The organism is Nocardia crassostreae (assembly GCF_001613405.1).
Classification (GTDB): domain Bacteria; phylum Actinomycetota; class Actinomycetes; order Mycobacteriales; family Mycobacteriaceae; genus Nocardia; species Nocardia crassostreae.
Window position 1 is genome coordinate 39,483 of record NZ_BDCH01000010.1, and the last position, 17,292, is coordinate 56,774.

The following is a 17,292-nucleotide window of genomic DNA, read 5'->3' on the forward strand; positions in this document are numbered from 1 at the left end:
GGTGCGCGACCGGCCGACGCCCCGGGGGCCGTCGGCCGGTTCACCAGTTCCTGCTCGATCACAGGTGCAGGCTATCGATTGCGTCCGTTGCCGTTACCGGTGCCGTTCCCATTACCGGTTCCCCCGTTTCCGTTCGGCGTCGTCGGCACCGTGGTCAGCGGCGCCCCATCGGACGGTTGCACCGGCTGGCCGGGCAGCGGACCGCCCTCCTGCGTGTCCTGCTGCGGCTCCTGGGCCCGCTGATTCTGCGGATTCGGGGCCAGCCCCGGCACCGGAATCGTGATGCCCGGCAGGATCTCCACCTGCGACTGCGTGATCACCGGCGGCGCCAGCGGCGCGTTCGTGGTCGAGTTCGGCGTGTACGGCGCGGACCAGGACGGCACACCCGCCTGACCGGCAATGGCGCCCGGCTTCGGGAAGTCCTCCTTCGGCGAGCCCTGCAGCGCGCCGTCCATGGTGTCCTTCCAAATGTCGGACGGCAGGCCGGAGCCGTAGATCATGCCGCTGGTGCCGCGCAGCGGATCGCCCTGTTCGGTGCCGACCCAGACCGCGGTGGACAGCGACGGGGTGTAGCCGACCATCCAGGCGTCCCGGTTCTGGCCGGTGTCGCCGAGCTGGTGGGTGCCGGTCTTGGAAGCGGATTCGCGGCCGTTGGCCAGCTGATGGTTGCGCGACCAGGCGGCGATGGGCTTCATGGCGGCGGTCACATTGTCCGCCACGGCGGCCGAGACGCGCTGCTCACCGGCGACCTCGCCGCGATCCAGCAGGGCGGTGCCGTCGGAGGTCACGACCTTCTGCACGAAGTGCGGCGCGTGGTACATGCCCGAGGCCGCCAGCGTCGCGTAGGCGGAGGCCATATCCAGCGGCCGCACCTGGTACTGACCCAGCACCACACCGTTGTTGGGGCCGTTGCCGTCCGGTTCGGTGAGCGTCTTGCCCACGCCCGGAATGGATTCCGGGATGCCGAGCTTGTGCGCCATATCGGCGATCTTCTGCGGGCCGTTGCCCGGCATGTCCAGCATCATGCGGTAGAAGCTGGTGTTCAGCGACCGCTTGAGCGCCTCGGCGATGGTGCAGTTGCCGCACTGCTCACCCTCGACGTTGGTGATCTTGATGCCGTTCACCGTGACCGGCGCGGAGTCGTACAGCGTGGACAGCGACTTGCCGAGCTCCAGATTCTCCGCCAGGCCGAACACCTTGAACGAGGAGCCCGCGGGCAGACCGGCATTCGCGAAGTCGAAGCCCTGGCCGTCGGTGCCGCCGTAGTAGCCGAGCACCGCACCGGTGCGCGGATCGATGGACACCACCGCCGTGCGCAGATTGTCCGGCTCACCCTGCATGTTGCTGGTGGCGGCGTCGACCGCGGCGCTCTGCACCTTGGGATCGATGGTCGTGGTGATCTGTAGACCCTCGGTGTTCAGCTCGTGCTCGCTGATCCCGGCCGCCGACAGCTCGCTGAGCACCTGCGTCTTGATCAGGCCCTCCGGCCCGCTGTCCAGGGTCTTGTCGCCCGCGGCCTGCGAGGCCGGAATCACCTCTGGATACTGCATGCCCGCCCGGTCGGCGGCGGAGATATTGCCCGCCTTCACCATGCCGTCGAGCACGTACTCCCAGCGCGTCTTGGCGCCGGTCGGATTCTTCTCCGGATCCAGATTGGACGGCTGCTGAATGGTGGCCGCCAGCACCGCGCCCTCGGTCACGCTCAGTTCGCCCACCGGCTTGCCGAAGTAGGCCTTGGCGGCCGCGTCGATGCCGTAGGCGCCGCGACCGAAGTAGATGGTGTTCAGGTACGCGGTGAGAATGTCGTCCTTGGACCACTCGCGCGCCATCTTGGCGGAGATCACCAGCTCCTTGAGCTTTCGCGTCAGCGAGCGCTCATTGCCGACCAGCGCGTTCTTCACGTACTGCTGGGTGATCGTGGAACCACCACCGGCGCTGGCCTTGCCCAGCACATTGTCGCGCAGGGCGCGCGCGAAGCCGGAGATGGAGAAGCCCGGATTGGTGTAGAAGTCCCGGTCCTCGGCCGCGATCACCGCCTGGCGCACCGCCGGCGGAATCTGGTCGATCGAGACGTCGGTCCGGTTGCCTTCCGGCGGAACGACTTTGGACAGCACCGAGGTGCCGTCGGACATGTAGATGGTGGCCACCTGATTGGTCTTCAGGTCACCGGGCTGCGGCACGCTGGCCGTCGAGTACGCGATCAGGAACGCGGTGCTGGGCACCACGATGAACAGCGCCAGCCCGACGTAGCAGACGCGCCGCAGAATCCGCCACCACGACCGCTTCTTCGGCGTGCCCGCGGGACGCCCACCCCGGCCGGACCTGCCGGAGCCGTTACCGCCCCCGGGGCGGCGCGGCGGCGGGCCGCCGGGCGCCGCGGCCTGTGCCCGGCGCGCGGCCGTATTGGGTCCCGTCGGCGGGCGGGTGCGATCGTCGGCGGGACGCGGACGCGTACCGGTACCGGCCGCGCGCACACTGCGATCCGCGGCGCGCTGCGAGCGATCGGAGGCGGCGGCGCGCTGAATATGATCCGGCACGGCCTGTCGCGCTCCCGTGTTCACCTTTTGTGTGGCATCGGAATTGGGGTGGGGTAGCTTGCGCGTCGCGTCCGGATTGCTCGCGCGCTGCGCGGGCGGCGGCGGTACGGGACGGCGCGGCTGACCACCCTGCGGCGGCACCGGCCCCCGCGGCGGCTGCCCGTTGGGCGCGCGCGGCGGCACCCCGCCTGGCCCCTGCGCCGGACCGCGACCGGGCGCACCCGGACCCTGCCCTGGATGACCCATTGGCTGCCGCGCCCCGGGCGGCGGACCTGCCGGTCGAGGCGACGGGTAGCCGCCGGGGCCGGAGTGCGAACCGCCACGCTGGGGGCGGCCGCCGTGCGGTCCGTCGTCATAGGGCGATGTCACAGCCTGGATCTCCAATAACTACTCGAAATACGGTCCTGTGGGCTCGATGCGGTCACGTACACCGCGGCGGGCACGTCGTGCGTGCCCGCGGATCAGCAGTCGACGTGGCCTTTCATTCGGCGGCCGTGCGGCGCGTGCCGACCCGGCGGCGTCCGGTCGGTGCCGGGGCCATGCCCAGCACATAGGACTGCACCAGATGATTCCAACTGCAGGTCCGGCACACCTCCACGACGTGCACCGAGAACTCCTCGCGAGTCTCGGCCAGCCGCACCAGTTCCTCCGGTGTGCGGGCAGAGCCGACGACCGGTCCCAGCCCGTCGCCGTAGACCCAGCTTACGAGGGTGAGCTGCTCTTTCCTGCAGATGGGGCATGTGACCTCGCTCCCCCGCCCATGGAATTTGGCCGCACGCAACAGATAGGGATTGGCATCGCAGACTTCGGCGACGTCCACCCGCCCCGCATAGACGTCGGCCAGCAGCGACCGGCGCCGAAGCGCATAGTCCACTACCTGCCGCTGTATTCGCACGCGACCCAGAGTACTTGCGGGGGTACGACCCCCGCACGCCCCCGATCGACTCTCAGGGTTCTCACGGAGTCGTTCTGTCTCCATTGCGCCCCGCCCGTCCCGCCAGACAAGTAGCGCAACTATATCGGCGCGATATAGTTTGGAATCGCATCCATCGGTTAGATCTGAAGACAACAGTCAGGGAGGTGAGGCCCGGTGCTCGAGTTGGCAATCCTCGGGCTGCTCCTCGAATCGCCCATGCACGGCTATGAGCTGCGCAAGCGATTGACCGGTCTGCTGGGCCCGTTCCGGGCCTTCTCCTACGGGTCGCTGTATCCGACCCTGCGGCGCATGCAGACCGACGGCCTCATCGCGGAAGAGACCCCACTCGGGTTGGCGACACGGCGAGCCCGGCGGGTTTACCAACTGACTGACATCGGACGGGAGCGGTTCGCCGAACTGCTGGCCGATACCGGACCACAGAACTACACCGACGACGGCTTCGGCGTTCATCTGGCCTTCTTCAGCCGCACCCCCGCGGAAGCGCGGATGCGGATCCTGGAGGGGCGGCGGAGGCAGGTCGAGGAGCGCCGAGAAGGACTGCGGGAAGCGATCAAACGCGCCAGCGGGCAACTGGATCGCTACACCCGCCAGCTCCATCAACTCGGTCTCGAATCAAGCGAGCGCGAAGTGCGCTGGCTCAACGAGTTGATTGCTGCGGAGCAATCGACGAAGGCGGCACCACAGAAAGAGGGAAATATCGGCCATGAGTGAAATCAACACGGCTGAGGGCGCCACCGAAGTTCGCGTGGCCATTGTCGGTGTGGGTAACTGCGCCTCGTCGCTGGTTCAGGGCGTGCAGTACTACAAGGACGCGGACGAGAATTCCACCGTTCCCGGCCTCATGCACGTCAAGTTCGGTCCCTACCACGTGCGCGATGTGAAGTTCGTCGCCGCGTTCGACGTGGACGCGAAGAAGGTCGGCTTCGATCTCTCCGACGCGATCTTCGCGAGCGAGAACAACACCATCAAGATCTCCGACGTGCCGCCGTCCGGTGTGCCCGTGCTGCGCGGCCCGACCCTCGACGGCATCGGCAAGTACTACGCGCAGACCATCGAGCTGTCCGATGCCGAGCCGGTCGACGTGGTCAAGGCCCTGAAGGACGCCAAGGTCGACGTGCTGGTTTCCTACCTGCCGGTGGGTTCGGAGGAGGCCGACAAGTTCTACGCGCAGTGCGCCATCGACGCGGGCGTGGCCTTCGTCAACGCGCTGCCGGTGTTCATCGCCTCCGATCCGGTGTGGGCGCAGAAGTTCGTCGACGCGGGCATCCCGATCGTCGGTGACGACATCAAGTCGCAGGTCGGCGCCACCATTACGCACCGCGTCATGGCCAAGCTGTTCGAGGACCGCGGCGTGCAGCTGGACCGCACCATGCAGCTGAACGTAGGCGGCAACATGGACTTCAAGAACATGCTCGAGCACGAGCGCCTGGAGTCCAAGAAGATCTCCAAGACCCAGGCCGTCACCAGCAACCTGAAGAAGGAACTGGGCGCCAACGATGTGCACATCGGCCCGTCCGATCATGTCGGCTGGCTGGACGACCGCAAGTGGGCCTACGTGCGCCTCGAGGGACGCGCCTTCGGTGACGTGCCGCTGAACCTGGAGTACAAGCTCGAGGTGTGGGACTCCCCGAACTCCGCGGGCATCATCATCGACGCCGTCCGCGCGGCGAAGATCGCCAAGGACCGCGGCATCGGCGGACCGGTCATCCCGGCCTCGGCCTACCTCATGAAGTCCCCGCCGAAGCAGCTCGCCGACGACGTCGCCCGCGAGCAGCTCGAGGCGTTCATCATCGGGGCTGAATAACAACTCTCGTAACTCTCAGGGGTAAACCCCTGAAATCCCGTGAAGGGGGAGAGTCCAGGGGCAAGCCCTTGAAACCCCGATAGGGCGGGTTCGCGATTCGCGAACCCGCCCTTGGTCTTTCGGGGGTTCGGGGGCTTGCCCCCGAGAATCTTCTCCTACCTCAGTCGAGGGAGACGTAGACCTCGACCGACGTCGGGCCGGTGTAGCGCTCGATCTCGGCGGCGTGGGAGCGGGTGATGGTGCCCGCGTTCTCGGCCTTGGCGACCTTTGCCCACGCGGTGCGCAGCAGGTCGTAAGGCTTGTCGGACACAACGAATTTGGCGTAGCGGCCCGAGGGGATGCGGGTCATCACATCGCCGATGTCGAGGCCGTCCAGGTCGGTCAGTTCGTAGCCCAGTACCGCGACCGCGTGATCGTTCTGGCCGATGTAGGCCGCGACGCGCTCGGCCTTCTTCTCGCGCGCCAGATAGCGGTCCCAGGTGAAGTTCACCAGATCCAGATCGCGGGCGGTCACCTCGCGCCCGGCCAGCGGAATGGTGAGCCCGCCGACGAGGAACGCGTCCAGGGTGACGATTTCGAAGTCCACAGCCCCTACCCCTCCACGATCGGATCGAGCGCCACGAAAACCTCCACCGTCCGGACGTCCGGATAGCGCTCGAAATCCCCGGTATAGGCGCGCACCAGCGTGCCCGACGCCTCCAGATCCCACACCATGCGCCAGATGGAGGCGATGGTGTCGCCCAGATTGTCACCACTGCGGGTGAAGCGGGCGAACTTGCCCGCCGGAATGCGGGCCAGCACATCGCCGGGCTGCAGATCGGCCAGGCCGTTGCGCAGGCGGTAGCCGACGATATGGGTCAGATAGGAGCCGATCTCGGGTGCGTGATCGACATACGCGGTGGCCGGTGGTCCGGGCAGGCTGCGGGCGAGGTTGCGCTTCCACGCTTCCTCGACCTTGGCGCGGCGCGGTCTTTCGACCGCGAGCGCCGGGCTGCGTAGCACCGTTCCGGCTACCAGCGTCTCGTGGCGTTCAACGACATTGAGATCCACCGGCGTCGCCCCTATGTCTCGTGCTGTCTCCGACCCCACCCTGCTCCAACCCGCATCCTGCCACCGTCGTCCGGAGTCGATGGCACCGGTGGCCGGTTTCCACAGTATCCGCCGATGGGCGCACAGGGGTGCGTTGTTGTATTTCATGATCAACTGCGCGGGCCGCTGCCCTGCACCCCCGAATTCGGGTGGGCGAATACATCTAACCCGGAACCGGGATGCTGAGGCCAGGGAAGATTTCCACCTGACGCGGCGGCGGAGCGGGCGGAATGATGACGATCGGCTCCTGCTGCGCCCCCGGACCGGGATTGAGGATGTCGAAGTTGGCATTGCTGGGCGGCGAGCCGGGAATGGCCTCCGGATTCGGGAAGGCTTCGGCGGGCGTGCCGTCCAGCGCGCCGTCCATGGTCTGCTTCCAGATGTCGGCGGGCAGGCTCGAACCGTAGACGGCGCCGCCGCGGGCGGTCCGAATCGGCTGGGACTGTTCGGTTCCCACCCACACCGCGGTGGACAGCGAGGGCGTGAAGCCCACCATCCAGGCGTCCTTGTTGTCGCCGGTCTCGCCGAGCTGGGTGGTGCCGGTCTTGGCCGCCGAGGCGCGGCCGCCGGACAGCGGCTTCCCGGAGTAGGCGGCGATCGGCCCCATGGCCTGGGCGACGGTATCGGCCACGGCGGGGGTGATGCGCTGTTCGGAGCGCTGCGGATCGGCTTCGCGGTCGAGCAGGACGCGGCCGTCGCCGGTGATCACCTTCTGTACGAAGTACGGGGCGCGATAGGCGCCGGAGGCGGCCAGGGTGGCATAGGCCGAGGCCATGTCGATGGGGCGGACCGAATACGCGCCGAGCACGATGGACGGCAGCGGCGGGCCGTCCTCCTCGGTGAGCGTCTTGCCCGGCACGCCCGGGATCTGTTCGGGGATACCGGCCTGGTGGGCGGCATTGGCAATGGCCTTCGGGCCTTCGAACAGGGCCTGGGTGAGGCGGTAGAAGCTGGTGTTGAGCGAGCGTTTGAAGGCCTCGCCCAGTGAGCAGGTGCCGCAGGTCTCGCCCTGGACGTTCTGGATCTTCTGACCGTTGACGGTGAGCGGTTCACTGTCGATCTTGTAGTTGAGCGAGATGCCCTGTTGCAGCGCGGCCAGCACCGCGAAGGTCTTGAATGCCGAACCGGTTTGCAAGGGGGCTTGCGCGAAATCGAAGCCGATACCGTCCGGCCCGCCGTAGTAGGCGCGCACCGCGCCGCTGCGCGGATCGATGGACACCACCGCGGTGCGCAGTTCCCCCGGCTGCCCGCCCAGCACCCCGCCGACGGCATCGAGGGCGGCCTGCTGGGCGCGCGCGTCGATGGTCGTGATGATCTGGAGCGCACCGGTGTTCAGCTCGTACTCGGAGATGCCCGAGTCGCGCAGCTCGCGCAGCACCTGGGCGCGGATCAGGCCCTCGGGCCCGCGCGGAATGCTGTCGTTGAGCTCGGTGACGGGCACGATGTCCGGGAATGCGGTGGCGGCCCGCTCGTTCCGGTTCAGCACGCCCATTTCCACCATGCCGTCCAGCACGTACACCCAGCGGGCGCGCAACTGCTCGAGATGGGTTTCCGGATCCAGAATGGACGGGGTGCGCACCACGGCGGCCAGGATGGCGCTCTCGGCGAGGGTGAGTTCGGGGACCGGTTTGGCGAAGTACGCCTTGGCGGCGGCCGCGATGCCGTGCGCGCCGCGACCGTAGTAGATGGTGTTCAGGTAGGCGGCCAGAATGTCGTCCTTGGACCATTGGCGCGCCATCTTGGCGGAGATGATGAGCTCGCGCATCTTGCGGCTCAGCGTCCGTTCGGAACTGAGGAAGGCGTTCTTCACGTATTGCTGGGTAATGGTGGAGCCGCCGCCCGCGTCCTCCTTGCCCATGACATTGTCCCGGGCCGCGCGCACGAAGGCCGAGGCGGAATAGCCGGGATTGGTGTAGAAGTTGCGGTCCTCGGCCGAGAGCATGGCCAGCCGCATGTGCTCGGGCACGTCCTTCAGCGGTACCGGCGTGCGATTGCCGTCCGGCGGAACGACTTTGGCAATGACCGACTGCCCGTCCGAGGTGAGGATGGTGGCGATCTGATTGGTCTGCACCGCCTCCGGATCCGGAATCTCGGCACTCCAGTAGGCCAGCCCCAGCAATAGCGCGGGCATCAGGAAGAAGATGCAGAACAGCGCCACCAGCACTCGCCGCACGCGTTGCCCGCGCGTCTTCCCCGGCCGCAGCGCCGACGCGGGCTGTTTGGGTGGTTTGGGCCGCTGCCGCGGCTTACTGTGCGCGGCCGGTCGCCTCGATGCCTGTGTCGCCAGCTCGTTCCACCCTGCCATGGTGGCGTACGGCGCCGGTTCGCCGCGGCGCCGCTTGCGGGACGAGCTCACGAGCATCCCCTTTCGGAGCGTCGAAAAAGCTTGCTTTGCTTCAGGACGCCGCGAATCACCGTGCGGCGCGACCCATGCTAGACGACACACCGACGGTGTCCGGGGAATTGAAAGGGTCCCGGAGCAAAAGCTCCGGGACCCCTACGGCCCGACGACGGCCCGTCAGCTCTTCACGCCACCGGCGGTCAGACCGGAGATGATGCGGCACTGGAACATGAGCACCATGATCACCAGGGGGATGGTGACGATGGTGCCCGCCGCCATGATGGCCGCGTACGGCTGCACCTGCGGGTTGTTACCGGAGAACCGGGCCACGGCCACCGTCACCGGCTCGGTGGCATCGCTGGAAAGCAGTCGCGCCAGCAGGTATTCGTTGACCGCGGCGATGAACGCCAGGATGGCGGTGGTGAACACCGCCGGGGCGGCCAGCGGCAGCATGATCAGGCGGAAGGCCTGGAAGCGCGACGCGCCGTCGATGCGCGCGGCCTCCTCCAGCTCCCAGGGCAGCTCGGTGAAGAACGACGCCAGGATGTAGACCGTCATGGGCAGCACGAACGAGATGTTCGGGATGATCATGGCCTGGTACTCGCCGATCCAGCCGATATTGGTGAACAGCTGGAACAGCGGCGTCACCAGCACCACCACGGGGAACATGGACGCGCTCAGGATGAGCCCGGACACCACGTACTTGCCCTTGAAGGTGAGCCGCGCCAGCGCGTACGCCGCCATGACGCCGATGATGAGCGCCACCACCGTGGTGATGGATCCGATGATCACGCTGTTGCCCAGCGCGCGCCCGAAGTTGTTGCCGCGGCTGGTGTCGAAGGCGTCGCGGAAGTTGTCCAGTGTGATGTGGGTCGGCCACGGCGTGTTGTCGAACTGGTAGACCGGATCGCGCAGCGCGGTCACGACCATCCAGTAGAACGGGCCCAGGCCCCAGATCAGGACGATCAGCGCGCCCAGGTAGACCCGCCCGTTGGCGAGTTTCTTGGTCCACGGAACCGGCTGCGGCACGCGGGCTTTCGCACTCGGAACGCCGGGTCCCTTAGCCATGTCGATACTCATCAGTGCGCCTCCCGCTGTGCTTCCTGGGTGCGAACCGCATTGGCGCCCAGCACCTTCACCAGCAGGAAGGCCACCGCGAATATCAGGAAGAAGGTGATCACCGACAAGGCCGAGGCGCTGTTCGCGCCGACCCGCACCTGATCCACCACCAGCGCCGAGATCGGGCGGGTGGCCGGGAGGTTGTTGGTCATGATGGCGGGCAGGTCGTACAGCCGCAGCCCGTCCATGGTGCGGAACAGAATCGCCACCAGCAGTGCGGGTTTGAGCAGCGGCAGCGTGATGTGCACGAACCGCTGCCAGGCCGAGGCGCCGTCCACCCGGGCGGCCTCGTAGACGTCCTCCGGAATGACCTGCAGGCCCGCCAGAATCAGCAGCGCCATGAACGGCGTGGTCTTCCACACATCGGCGATGATGACGGCGAACCGCGCGGGCCAGGCATCGGCGGTCCACAGGATGTGGGTGCCCAGCACCCGGTTCACCACGCCGTCGTACTGGAACATGAACTCCCACAACCGCGCCGTGACGGCGGTCGGGATGGCCCACGGAATCAGCACGGCGGCGCGCAGCAGGGCGCGGCCCTTGAAGGTCTTGCCCATGATGACGGCCATGCCCAGGCCGATGGTGGCCTCCAGCGTGACCGTCACCACGGTGAAGAACAGGGTGACGCCGATGGCGAGCCAGAACTGCGAGCCGAGATTGCCGGTCGGGCAGCTGACCGTCTCACCGAGGCTGTTGGTGCACTGCTGCAGCAGCCAGTGCGTGTAGTTGCTGAACCCGGCGTTGCCGCCCTCCACGAACATGCCGGTCGCGGGATCGAGCCCGGAGTCCTTCTGGAAGGACATGTACAGGGCGCGGGCGACCGGATAGCCGATCACCACCGCCAGCGCGATGAGCACGGGGGTGACGAACAGCCACGCCTTGGCCGAGTCGCCCATGGCGGCTCGGCGCTTGCGCTGCGATCGTTCGGGTTTCGCGGACGGCTTGGTCATGCCGGGCGGCTCGACATCGGCCGCTCCCGAAGGACGTGACACCTTTTCTCTTCTCCTGCTGGCGACAGACCGTCGGGGCAGATCCGGACTACGACCCGTCGGTCTCGATGCCCTTCTGCATGCCGATGATCGCGTCGTCGACGGACTTTGTTCCAGTCAGGGCAGCATAGGCGTTGTCCTGCACGGCCTTCGACACCGCGGTGTAGAACGGGGTCACCGGCCGCGGCACGGCGGAGGCGATGGACTCCTTGAGCGCGGGCAGGTACGGCATCTTGGCGATGAGCGCCGGATCGTCGTAGACCGAGGCGCGGACCGACGGCAGCGCACCGGAAGCCACGATGTGCTGGGCGTCCTCGCTGATCAGGAAGCGCAGGAAGTCCAGCGCGGTGGCCTTGTTCTTGGAGAAGGAGCTGATGGCGGCGTTGTAGCCACCCAGGGTCGAGGCGCCGATGCCGTCCTTGCCGGGCAGTGGGGCGACACCGAACTTGTCCTTCACGGCCGAGGCGTCCGAACCGGCGTCACCGTAGGAGGACGGCCAGCCGCGCATGAACATGAGCTTGCCGGTCACGAAGGCCTGCTGGGACTCCGGCTCCTTGAAGGAGATGGCTTCCTTCGGGATGTCGCCGTTCTTGTAGGAGTCGACCAGGGTCTGCAGACCGGCGCGGGCCTGCGGGCTGTTCACGGTGGGCGACTTGCCGTCCGGGCCCACGAAGCTTCCGCCGAAGGCATTGATGACCTCGGCGGTGTTCACGGTCAGACCCTCGTAGGGCGCGAACTGCCCGGCGTAGCAGCCGATGCCCTCGGCCTTGGCCTGCGGGCAGTGCGACAGCATCTCCGTCCAGGTCTTCGGCGGCTCGGGCACCAGGTCCTTGCGGTAGAACAGCAGGCCGCCATTGGTATTGCGCGGCGCGGCGTAGAGGGTGCCGTTGTAGGTGGCCGAGGCGACCGGCGGCGACAGCAGCGTCGAGGTGTCGATGGCGAAGGAGTCCTTCAGCGGCTGGATCCAGCCCTTGGCGGCGAACTCCGCGGTCCACGGCACGTCCATGGCGATGACGTCGTAGTCCGCCGACTTGGCCTGCAGATGCTGGACCAGATCGTCGTACTGCTGGGAGGCGTCGTTGGACTGCTCCTTGAACGTCACCTTCTCATCGGGATGCGTGGCGTTCCAGCGCTCGATGAGCTGTTTGACCGCACCGGTCTCGGTGGTGTCCTTGCCCTCGACATAGGTGATGGGCCCGCGGCCGGTGAGGTTCTGCGAGGTGGGACTGCTCCCGCTGTCGCTGGAGCAGCCGGCGGCGAATGTCGCCGTCAGCAGCGCCGCCGACGCGACCGTTATGGCGGCACGTGGCACGAGCGACGATCGTAGGGACGACACCTTCTTCAAAACCATCGCGGACACTCCAGATCGAGACGTGAGCGGGGGCACACTCAGCCGGTTGCACAAGGGAAGATACATGGTGGAGGTTCCCCGCGCCGGTACTACCTCGTACTTCGCCGCACAGTAAGCGCGTATCGGCCCAGCTAGGCTGGGTGCCGATGGCTTCCCAGGACAAACTCCTCACCCGAATCGGCGGATTGCTGCGGCAGGCCGAATCCACCGACAACGCACACGAAGCCGGGGCCTTCCTCGCGGCGGCGCAGAAGCTGGCGACTCGCTCGGCCATCGATCTGACGGTGGCGCGGGCCCATATCGCGAGCCGGGAGCGGCGGCCCACGCCCGTGCAGCGGGTCGTCCCCATCGGCGAGGCCGGTAAGCGCGGGCTGCGCACCTATGTGCAACTGTTCGTCGCCATCGCCACCGCCAATGATGTGCGCTGTGATGTGACCCGCACCTCGACCACGGTGTACGCCTACGGTTTCGACACCGATCTCGACACCTGCGAGTCGCTGTACGCCAGCCTGCTGGTGCAGATGGTGCGGGCCTCCGACCAGTACATCAAGTCCGGGTCGTACCGGACGGCCACCACCGAGAAGATCGTGGTCGAATCCCGTTGGGGCCGGAAGGTCCAGCGCAAGGTGCAGGCTCCCGTCGCGGCCGTCACCGCCCGTCTCAACTTCCAGATGGCCTTCGCCGACCGCATCGGCCGCCGCCTCGCCGAGGTGAAGGCGGAGGTGGAGGCTGAAGCCGTGCGCACCGACACCGCGTCCACGACCGGCACCGCATTGGCCCTGCGCAACAAGGAGTTGGAGCTCGTCGACTTCCACAGCAGCACGTCCGAGGCGCGCGGCACCTGGCGAGGCCCGCAGGAATCCGCCGGATACTCCGCCGCCGCCCGCCGGGCGGGCGACCGCGCGGGCCGCGCCGCCCGCCTCAGCGATTCCGCCGAATTGGGCGGTGCGCGCGGCCAGCTCCCGCGCGGCGCGGGCGGCTGACCGTGCGGGAGAACCGGGCGGCATCGGTATGAGCCCCAGGGATTCTCAGCGGGCGCGGGTCTACGACGCCGAACAGCTGGTGCGGCGCATGTTCGACCGGGCCGACGAGTTCGGTGCGCGCACCGTCGAGTTGCACGGGTCGAATCTGACGCTGCCGATCGAGCGCCGGTTCGGTTCGGTGGAGTCGGTGCAGACCTATGTCGATCGGGTGCTGGCGCTGAATTGGATACGCGCGCAATGGGATCGGGCCGTCGAGCCGGTCACGGTCCGCGCCCGCGCCGGGACCTATGCCGCGCACTACGAGGTCGAGGGCGCGGTGCTGGCCGTGCCGCTGCGCCGGAACAATCGCGCGGACAGCGTCGTGCACCGCCGAAATGCGTGGGCCCTGCGCGAATTGGTGGTGCTGCACGAACTCGCGCACCACCTCGAACCCGCCCGCTCCGAGAATGCCCCGCACGGCCCCGAATTCTGCGCCCGCTACCTGGATCTGGTGGACGGCATCATCGGCCCCGAAGCGGCGCTGCTGTTGCGCACCACCATGTACTCCTGCGGCGTGCGCATCGCCTGACGCGGATTGCGTGAATTCGATTCCGATGTCATGATCGAAAACATGATCTCCTTCAACGGAAAGGCGGCCACCGCCTCGAAGCGGTGACCCCCGTGTCATCCCCGCAGCGGCGCAAGGCCCGCGGGATTCCTCTGGCCGATCGAGTCGAAACCGCATGTCGATTTCGGGATGAATGGCTGCGCATCGGACTATCCACAGAACCGGCCGATCGGGACGCCGCCAAAAGCGCGGTCATCGAGTTGTACCGGTTACTCGGCGAATCGCCACCAGCATTCGAATGGGTTCCCTCACCTGCGGCTGCCGTCGACGTGCTGCGGTCGGACCCGGATGGACCGCCGGATGGGCTGGGGCTGCCGGACAGTGACAAACCGGTGCGGCAATGGCCACTGCTGCAGCGGCTCGCCGCCCTGAAATCTGGTATGCGACATCGCATTACCGCGCGCATCGAGCGGGAGCGCGAGTGGGCGCCGCACGGTGCGGGCGTGTCACTGGGCGAGCTGGCCACCATGACACCGCGCGAGATGGTCACCGCCGGTGCATCCGTCCGGCGGGTGCTGGAGACCGTATTGCAGCGTCCATTGCGGGAGTCCCTGTTCGACGGCGTGTATCGGCCGCAGCGGATCGAATTCCTCGGCGACGAAGGGCGCAATGGCGGCCCGCTGGGGTACGAGCGGTACGACACCTGGGCGACCGCATTCTTCGATATCGTCCAGGCTGCCGGAATTTTCGGTTACCGGCGTGACGACGCGCATCAATTGGAACAATGGGCCGCTCTCGGCCGGACCGCCGGTTGGTGGTGGCCGGGACCACGCCGGTGCGTCATGGTCGAGCGTCCCGCCGCCGTGCATACCGAGCCGCAGGCCGGTGCGATGTTCGGTGAGACCCGGTTGCATCACGAGCATCGGCGGGCAATCGAATACTCCGACGGGGCGGGCATATTCGTGCTGCACGGAACTCCGGTGCCCGAATGGGTGATCACGGAACCGACCGTCGAAAGAATTCGGGATACGCCCAATATCGAAGTCCGGCGCGCCGCCATCGAACGCATCGGCTGGGATTCCTATATCGAACAGACCGGACTCACCCTGCTGTCACAGGCTCCCGACCCCGGCAATCCGGGTGCCGAACTGCGACTCTACGAATCTCCCGACCGGGGCTGGCGAGGCGCGACTCGACTCCTGCTGGTGGTCAACGGCTCCCGCGAGCGCGACGGCGCCCGCCGCCGCTACGGCCTCAATGTCCCCCATAGCGCCGACGACGCCCTCGCGGCCGCGGGCTGGACCTACGGACTCACCGGCCCGCAGTACGCGCAATTGCAGCGCCGCACCTGAACCCGAAACATCGACCTACCCAAGGTGATTACCGTGACTTCAACATTCATGTCCCCGACCGTCGCCGATCTCACCGCCCGAACCGGTGTGGACGTCCTCGACCATGTCGACCGCGAGGCCGGTATACCGGTCATCGCGGGCATGCAGGCCCAGGGTGACCTGATCGTCATACCTCTCGAGCAAGTTCCCCAGGTAAGCCCCCACAATGGGCGCTGGACCGAGGTGCCCCCAGCCGGAATCGAGATCATCCGCGGCGGTAGCGGTGCGAATCCGCATGTCCTGGTCGCCGATCCAGGCAGCTGCCGCTGGACAACGAGAGTCCGCGATCCACAGGGCCTGTCCCTAGACTGCCTCGACACCACCGCCATCGCCTACCTCCTCCACCCCGAACACGGCGGCAGCGGCATAGCCCCCGGCCGCTACCTCATCCGCCGCCAACGCGAACATACCGCCCCCAACCGCACCACCCTCGTCGTGGACTGAGCGAGCAGGTACTGGTGCAGGCAAACGCCGAGAAGTGGCCTGCACCAGTACATTCCACGCGCGTTATCGGGGGAGGAGGGCGCGGACTCGGGTGAGGCGGTTGTGCCACCAGGTGATGCGGTCCGGGTTTGGGTGGCGGTAGCGGTCGAGCAGTTCCGGGGCGGGCATCGGCGAATGTCGGGGGACTTCGAGGTAGCCGTTCGTCGGACGTAGCGGGTCGGTCACCAGATCGCCGGTGAACAGGGACAAAGTGTCCAGGCCGCAGGCAAAGTCGAGTTCCGGCAGCGTCCCGGCCAGGGCGATCTGGGCCGCGAGGCCGACGCTCGATTCGAGGGCGGAGGAGACGATGCAGGGGAGACCGGCGGCTTCGGCGACTTGAAGTGCACGGCGGACGCCACCGAGGGGAGTGCATTTCAGGACCGCGACGTCGGCCGCGCCCGCTACCGCGACGCGGAGCGGATCCTCTGCGCGGCGGATGGATTCGTCGGCGGCGATGCGGACGTCCACGCGGCGGCGGACGGCGGCCAGTTCCTCGATCGTTCGGCAGGGTTGCTCGAAGTATTCCAAACCGCCTGCGGCCCTGTCGATCTGCTTGATTCGTTCGACGGCGGTGTCCACATCCCAGACCGCATTGGCGTCGACCCGGACCGCGCCGTCGGGGCCGAGGGCCTCGCGCACGGCCGCCACCCGGTCGAGGTCCTCGGACAGCGAATCGGGGTGGTCGGCGACCTTCACCTTGGCGGTGCGGCAGCCCGAGGCGGTGACGATCTCTCGGGCGCGTTCGGGGCCGACGGCGGGGACGATGCAGTTGACGGGTACTCGATCCCGCACCGGTTCCGGCCAGCCGACGGTTGCCTGCTCGACGGCGGTCGCCAGCCAGGCGGCGGCCTCGCGGTCGTCGTATTCGGGAAAGGCGCAGAACTCGCCCCAGCCGTTCGGGCCGGGTATGAGCATGCCCTCGCGAACCATGATCCCGCGGAACCGGGTTCGCAGCGGAATGGCGTAGACGATCGCGGCGTCGAAGTCGGGTGCGAGAGCGCTCTCGGTCATTGCGGGCGAGCCTACTCGGAGCGGAAAACCATCGGACTTCGACCAGGTGGGGGCCAACAGAGTGGCGTCGCGCGCGTGGCGAGGACAGAATGCGAGAGACCGTCAATCGACCCGGGGGGAGCCCGCGAACATGTACCCGCCCAATGAACAGCGGCGTCCGGGCGCGGACAACCCGCGGTCGAATTCCGTTCCGGGGCCTGGCGACGCGCCGTATCCGCGCGGTCTCGGCGATCCGGGGCAGATCCGGATCTCGGGCGGCCCGGACCTGCCACCGCAGCATTCCAGTGATGCCGGGCAGGCTCGGCAGGCGGGTGGGCCGGGACAACCGCAGCATCCGGGCGGGCCGCGAAACCCGCAGGGGCCCGGTCGGCCCCAGGGTCCAGGTGGTGGGCCGCAAGGGGGCCCTGGCGGACCCCAGGGCCCGGGCGGCCCGCACGGTCCCCAGGGGCTGGGAGGTCCATCGGGGCCACAGGGTCCGGGGGGTGCGCCGTACCCGCAGGGGCCTCGGGGTCCGGGGCATCCGCAGGATCCGTATCCGTCGAGTCCGTGATATCCCGGTGCGCCACAGCGGCCGCAAGGTCCGGGCGGGCCGCCGCAAGGTCCGGGTGGACCTGCGAGAGGTCCGGGCGGAGCGGGGCAGGGACCGGGTGGCGCGCCACCTCAGGGGCCGGGGGATCGTGGCCGCCCGCCGGGTCCCGTTGGCCCGCCGC

Annotated in this window: 15 protein-coding genes; 6 read left to right on the plus strand and 9 right to left on the minus strand. The window is 67.8% G+C overall.

All coding sequences use genetic code 11. The annotated features are described in order from the left end of the window. Window positions 1-71: 71 nt before the first annotated feature. Window positions 72-2,537: a transglycosylase domain-containing protein gene (locus NC4_RS04950; protein WP_245721496.1), complete on the minus strand. Its 2,466-nt coding sequence runs from the start codon at window positions 2,535-2,537 to the stop codon at window positions 72-74. 481 nt (window positions 2,538-3,018) lie between these two features. Beyond that, window positions 3,019-3,432, minus strand: coding sequence for a DUF5318 domain-containing protein (locus NC4_RS04955; protein WP_084528500.1), 414 nt, complete (start codon window positions 3,430-3,432; stop codon window positions 3,019-3,021). Window positions 3,433-3,627: 195 nt separating this feature from the next. Between NC4_RS04955 and NC4_RS04960 the strand changes: the two genes are divergently transcribed. After that, window positions 3,628-4,185 carry a PadR family transcriptional regulator gene (locus NC4_RS04960; protein WP_067532907.1) on the plus strand — a complete coding sequence of 186 codons (558 nt, stop codon included), beginning with the start codon at window positions 3,628-3,630 and terminating at the stop codon, window positions 4,183-4,185. Continuing rightward, window positions 4,178-5,278, plus strand: coding sequence for an inositol-3-phosphate synthase (locus NC4_RS04965; RefSeq protein WP_067532910.1), 1,101 nt, complete (start codon window positions 4,178-4,180; stop codon window positions 5,276-5,278). Before NC4_RS04960 ends, NC4_RS04965 begins: the two co-directional genes overlap by 8 nt. A gap of 160 nt (window positions 5,279-5,438) precedes the next feature. On the opposite strand, the gene NC4_RS04970 is transcribed toward NC4_RS04965, so the two are convergent. The 6 genes from NC4_RS04970 to NC4_RS04995 form a co-directional block, all read right to left on the minus strand. Continuing rightward, the gene (locus NC4_RS04970) at window positions 5,439-5,864 is read right to left on the minus strand and encodes a GyrI-like domain-containing protein (protein ID WP_067532913.1); all 426 of its coding nucleotides are present in this window, start codon (window positions 5,862-5,864) and stop codon (window positions 5,439-5,441) included. Between the two features lie 5 nt (window positions 5,865-5,869). Next, window positions 5,870-6,328, minus strand: coding sequence for a GyrI-like domain-containing protein (locus NC4_RS04975; RefSeq protein ID WP_067532916.1), 459 nt, complete (start codon window positions 6,326-6,328; stop codon window positions 5,870-5,872). A 202-nt stretch (window positions 6,329-6,530) separates the two neighbouring features. Next, window positions 6,531-8,729: a transglycosylase domain-containing protein gene (locus NC4_RS04980; RefSeq protein ID WP_084528506.1), complete on the minus strand. Its 2,199-nt coding sequence runs from the start codon at window positions 8,727-8,729 to the stop codon at window positions 6,531-6,533. 156 nt (window positions 8,730-8,885) lie between these two features. After that, window positions 8,886-9,776 (minus strand): carbohydrate ABC transporter permease, encoded by an 891-nt coding sequence (locus NC4_RS04985; protein ID WP_157554288.1) that lies wholly within the window; start codon window positions 9,774-9,776, stop codon window positions 8,886-8,888. Window positions 9,777-9,787: 11 nt separating this feature from the next. Continuing rightward, window positions 9,788-10,723 (minus strand): carbohydrate ABC transporter permease, encoded by a 936-nt coding sequence (locus tag NC4_RS04990; RefSeq protein WP_245721504.1) that lies wholly within the window; start codon window positions 10,721-10,723, stop codon window positions 9,788-9,790. Between the two features lie 142 nt (window positions 10,724-10,865). Continuing rightward, window positions 10,866-12,167 (minus strand): ABC transporter substrate-binding protein, encoded by a 1,302-nt coding sequence (locus NC4_RS04995; RefSeq protein WP_067532922.1) that lies wholly within the window; start codon window positions 12,165-12,167, stop codon window positions 10,866-10,868. Window positions 12,168-12,313: 146 nt separating this feature from the next. Between NC4_RS04995 and NC4_RS05000 the strand changes: the two genes are divergently transcribed. The 4 genes from NC4_RS05000 to NC4_RS05015 all read left to right on the plus strand — a co-directional run bounded on the left by NC4_RS05000 (window position 12,314) and on the right by NC4_RS05015 (window position 15,532). Continuing rightward, window positions 12,314-13,150 carry a DUF2786 domain-containing protein gene (locus tag NC4_RS05000; RefSeq protein WP_067532925.1) on the plus strand — a complete coding sequence of 279 codons (837 nt, stop codon included), beginning with the start codon at window positions 12,314-12,316 and terminating at the stop codon, window positions 13,148-13,150. 28 nt (window positions 13,151-13,178) lie between these two features. Continuing rightward, entirely contained in the window at window positions 13,179-13,718 is a 540-nt protein-coding gene (locus tag NC4_RS05005; RefSeq protein ID WP_067533238.1) for a TIGR04338 family metallohydrolase, read from the plus strand. Between the two features lie 371 nt (window positions 13,719-14,089). Next, window positions 14,090-15,049, plus strand: a complete 960-nt coding sequence (locus tag NC4_RS05010; protein WP_218020914.1) for a DUF6745 domain-containing protein — start codon at window positions 14,090-14,092, stop codon at window positions 15,047-15,049. Window positions 15,050-15,097: 48 nt separating this feature from the next. Further along, window positions 15,098-15,532, plus strand: coding sequence for a DUF8820 family protein (locus NC4_RS05015; RefSeq protein WP_067532931.1), 435 nt, complete (start codon window positions 15,098-15,100; stop codon window positions 15,530-15,532). 63 nt (window positions 15,533-15,595) lie between these two features. Here the strand turns inward: NC4_RS05015 and NC4_RS05020 are convergent, their stop codons facing one another. Further along, window positions 15,596-16,582, minus strand: coding sequence for an o-succinylbenzoate synthase (locus NC4_RS05020; RefSeq protein ID WP_067532934.1), 987 nt, complete (start codon window positions 16,580-16,582; stop codon window positions 15,596-15,598). Window positions 16,583-17,292: the final 710 nt, after the last annotated feature.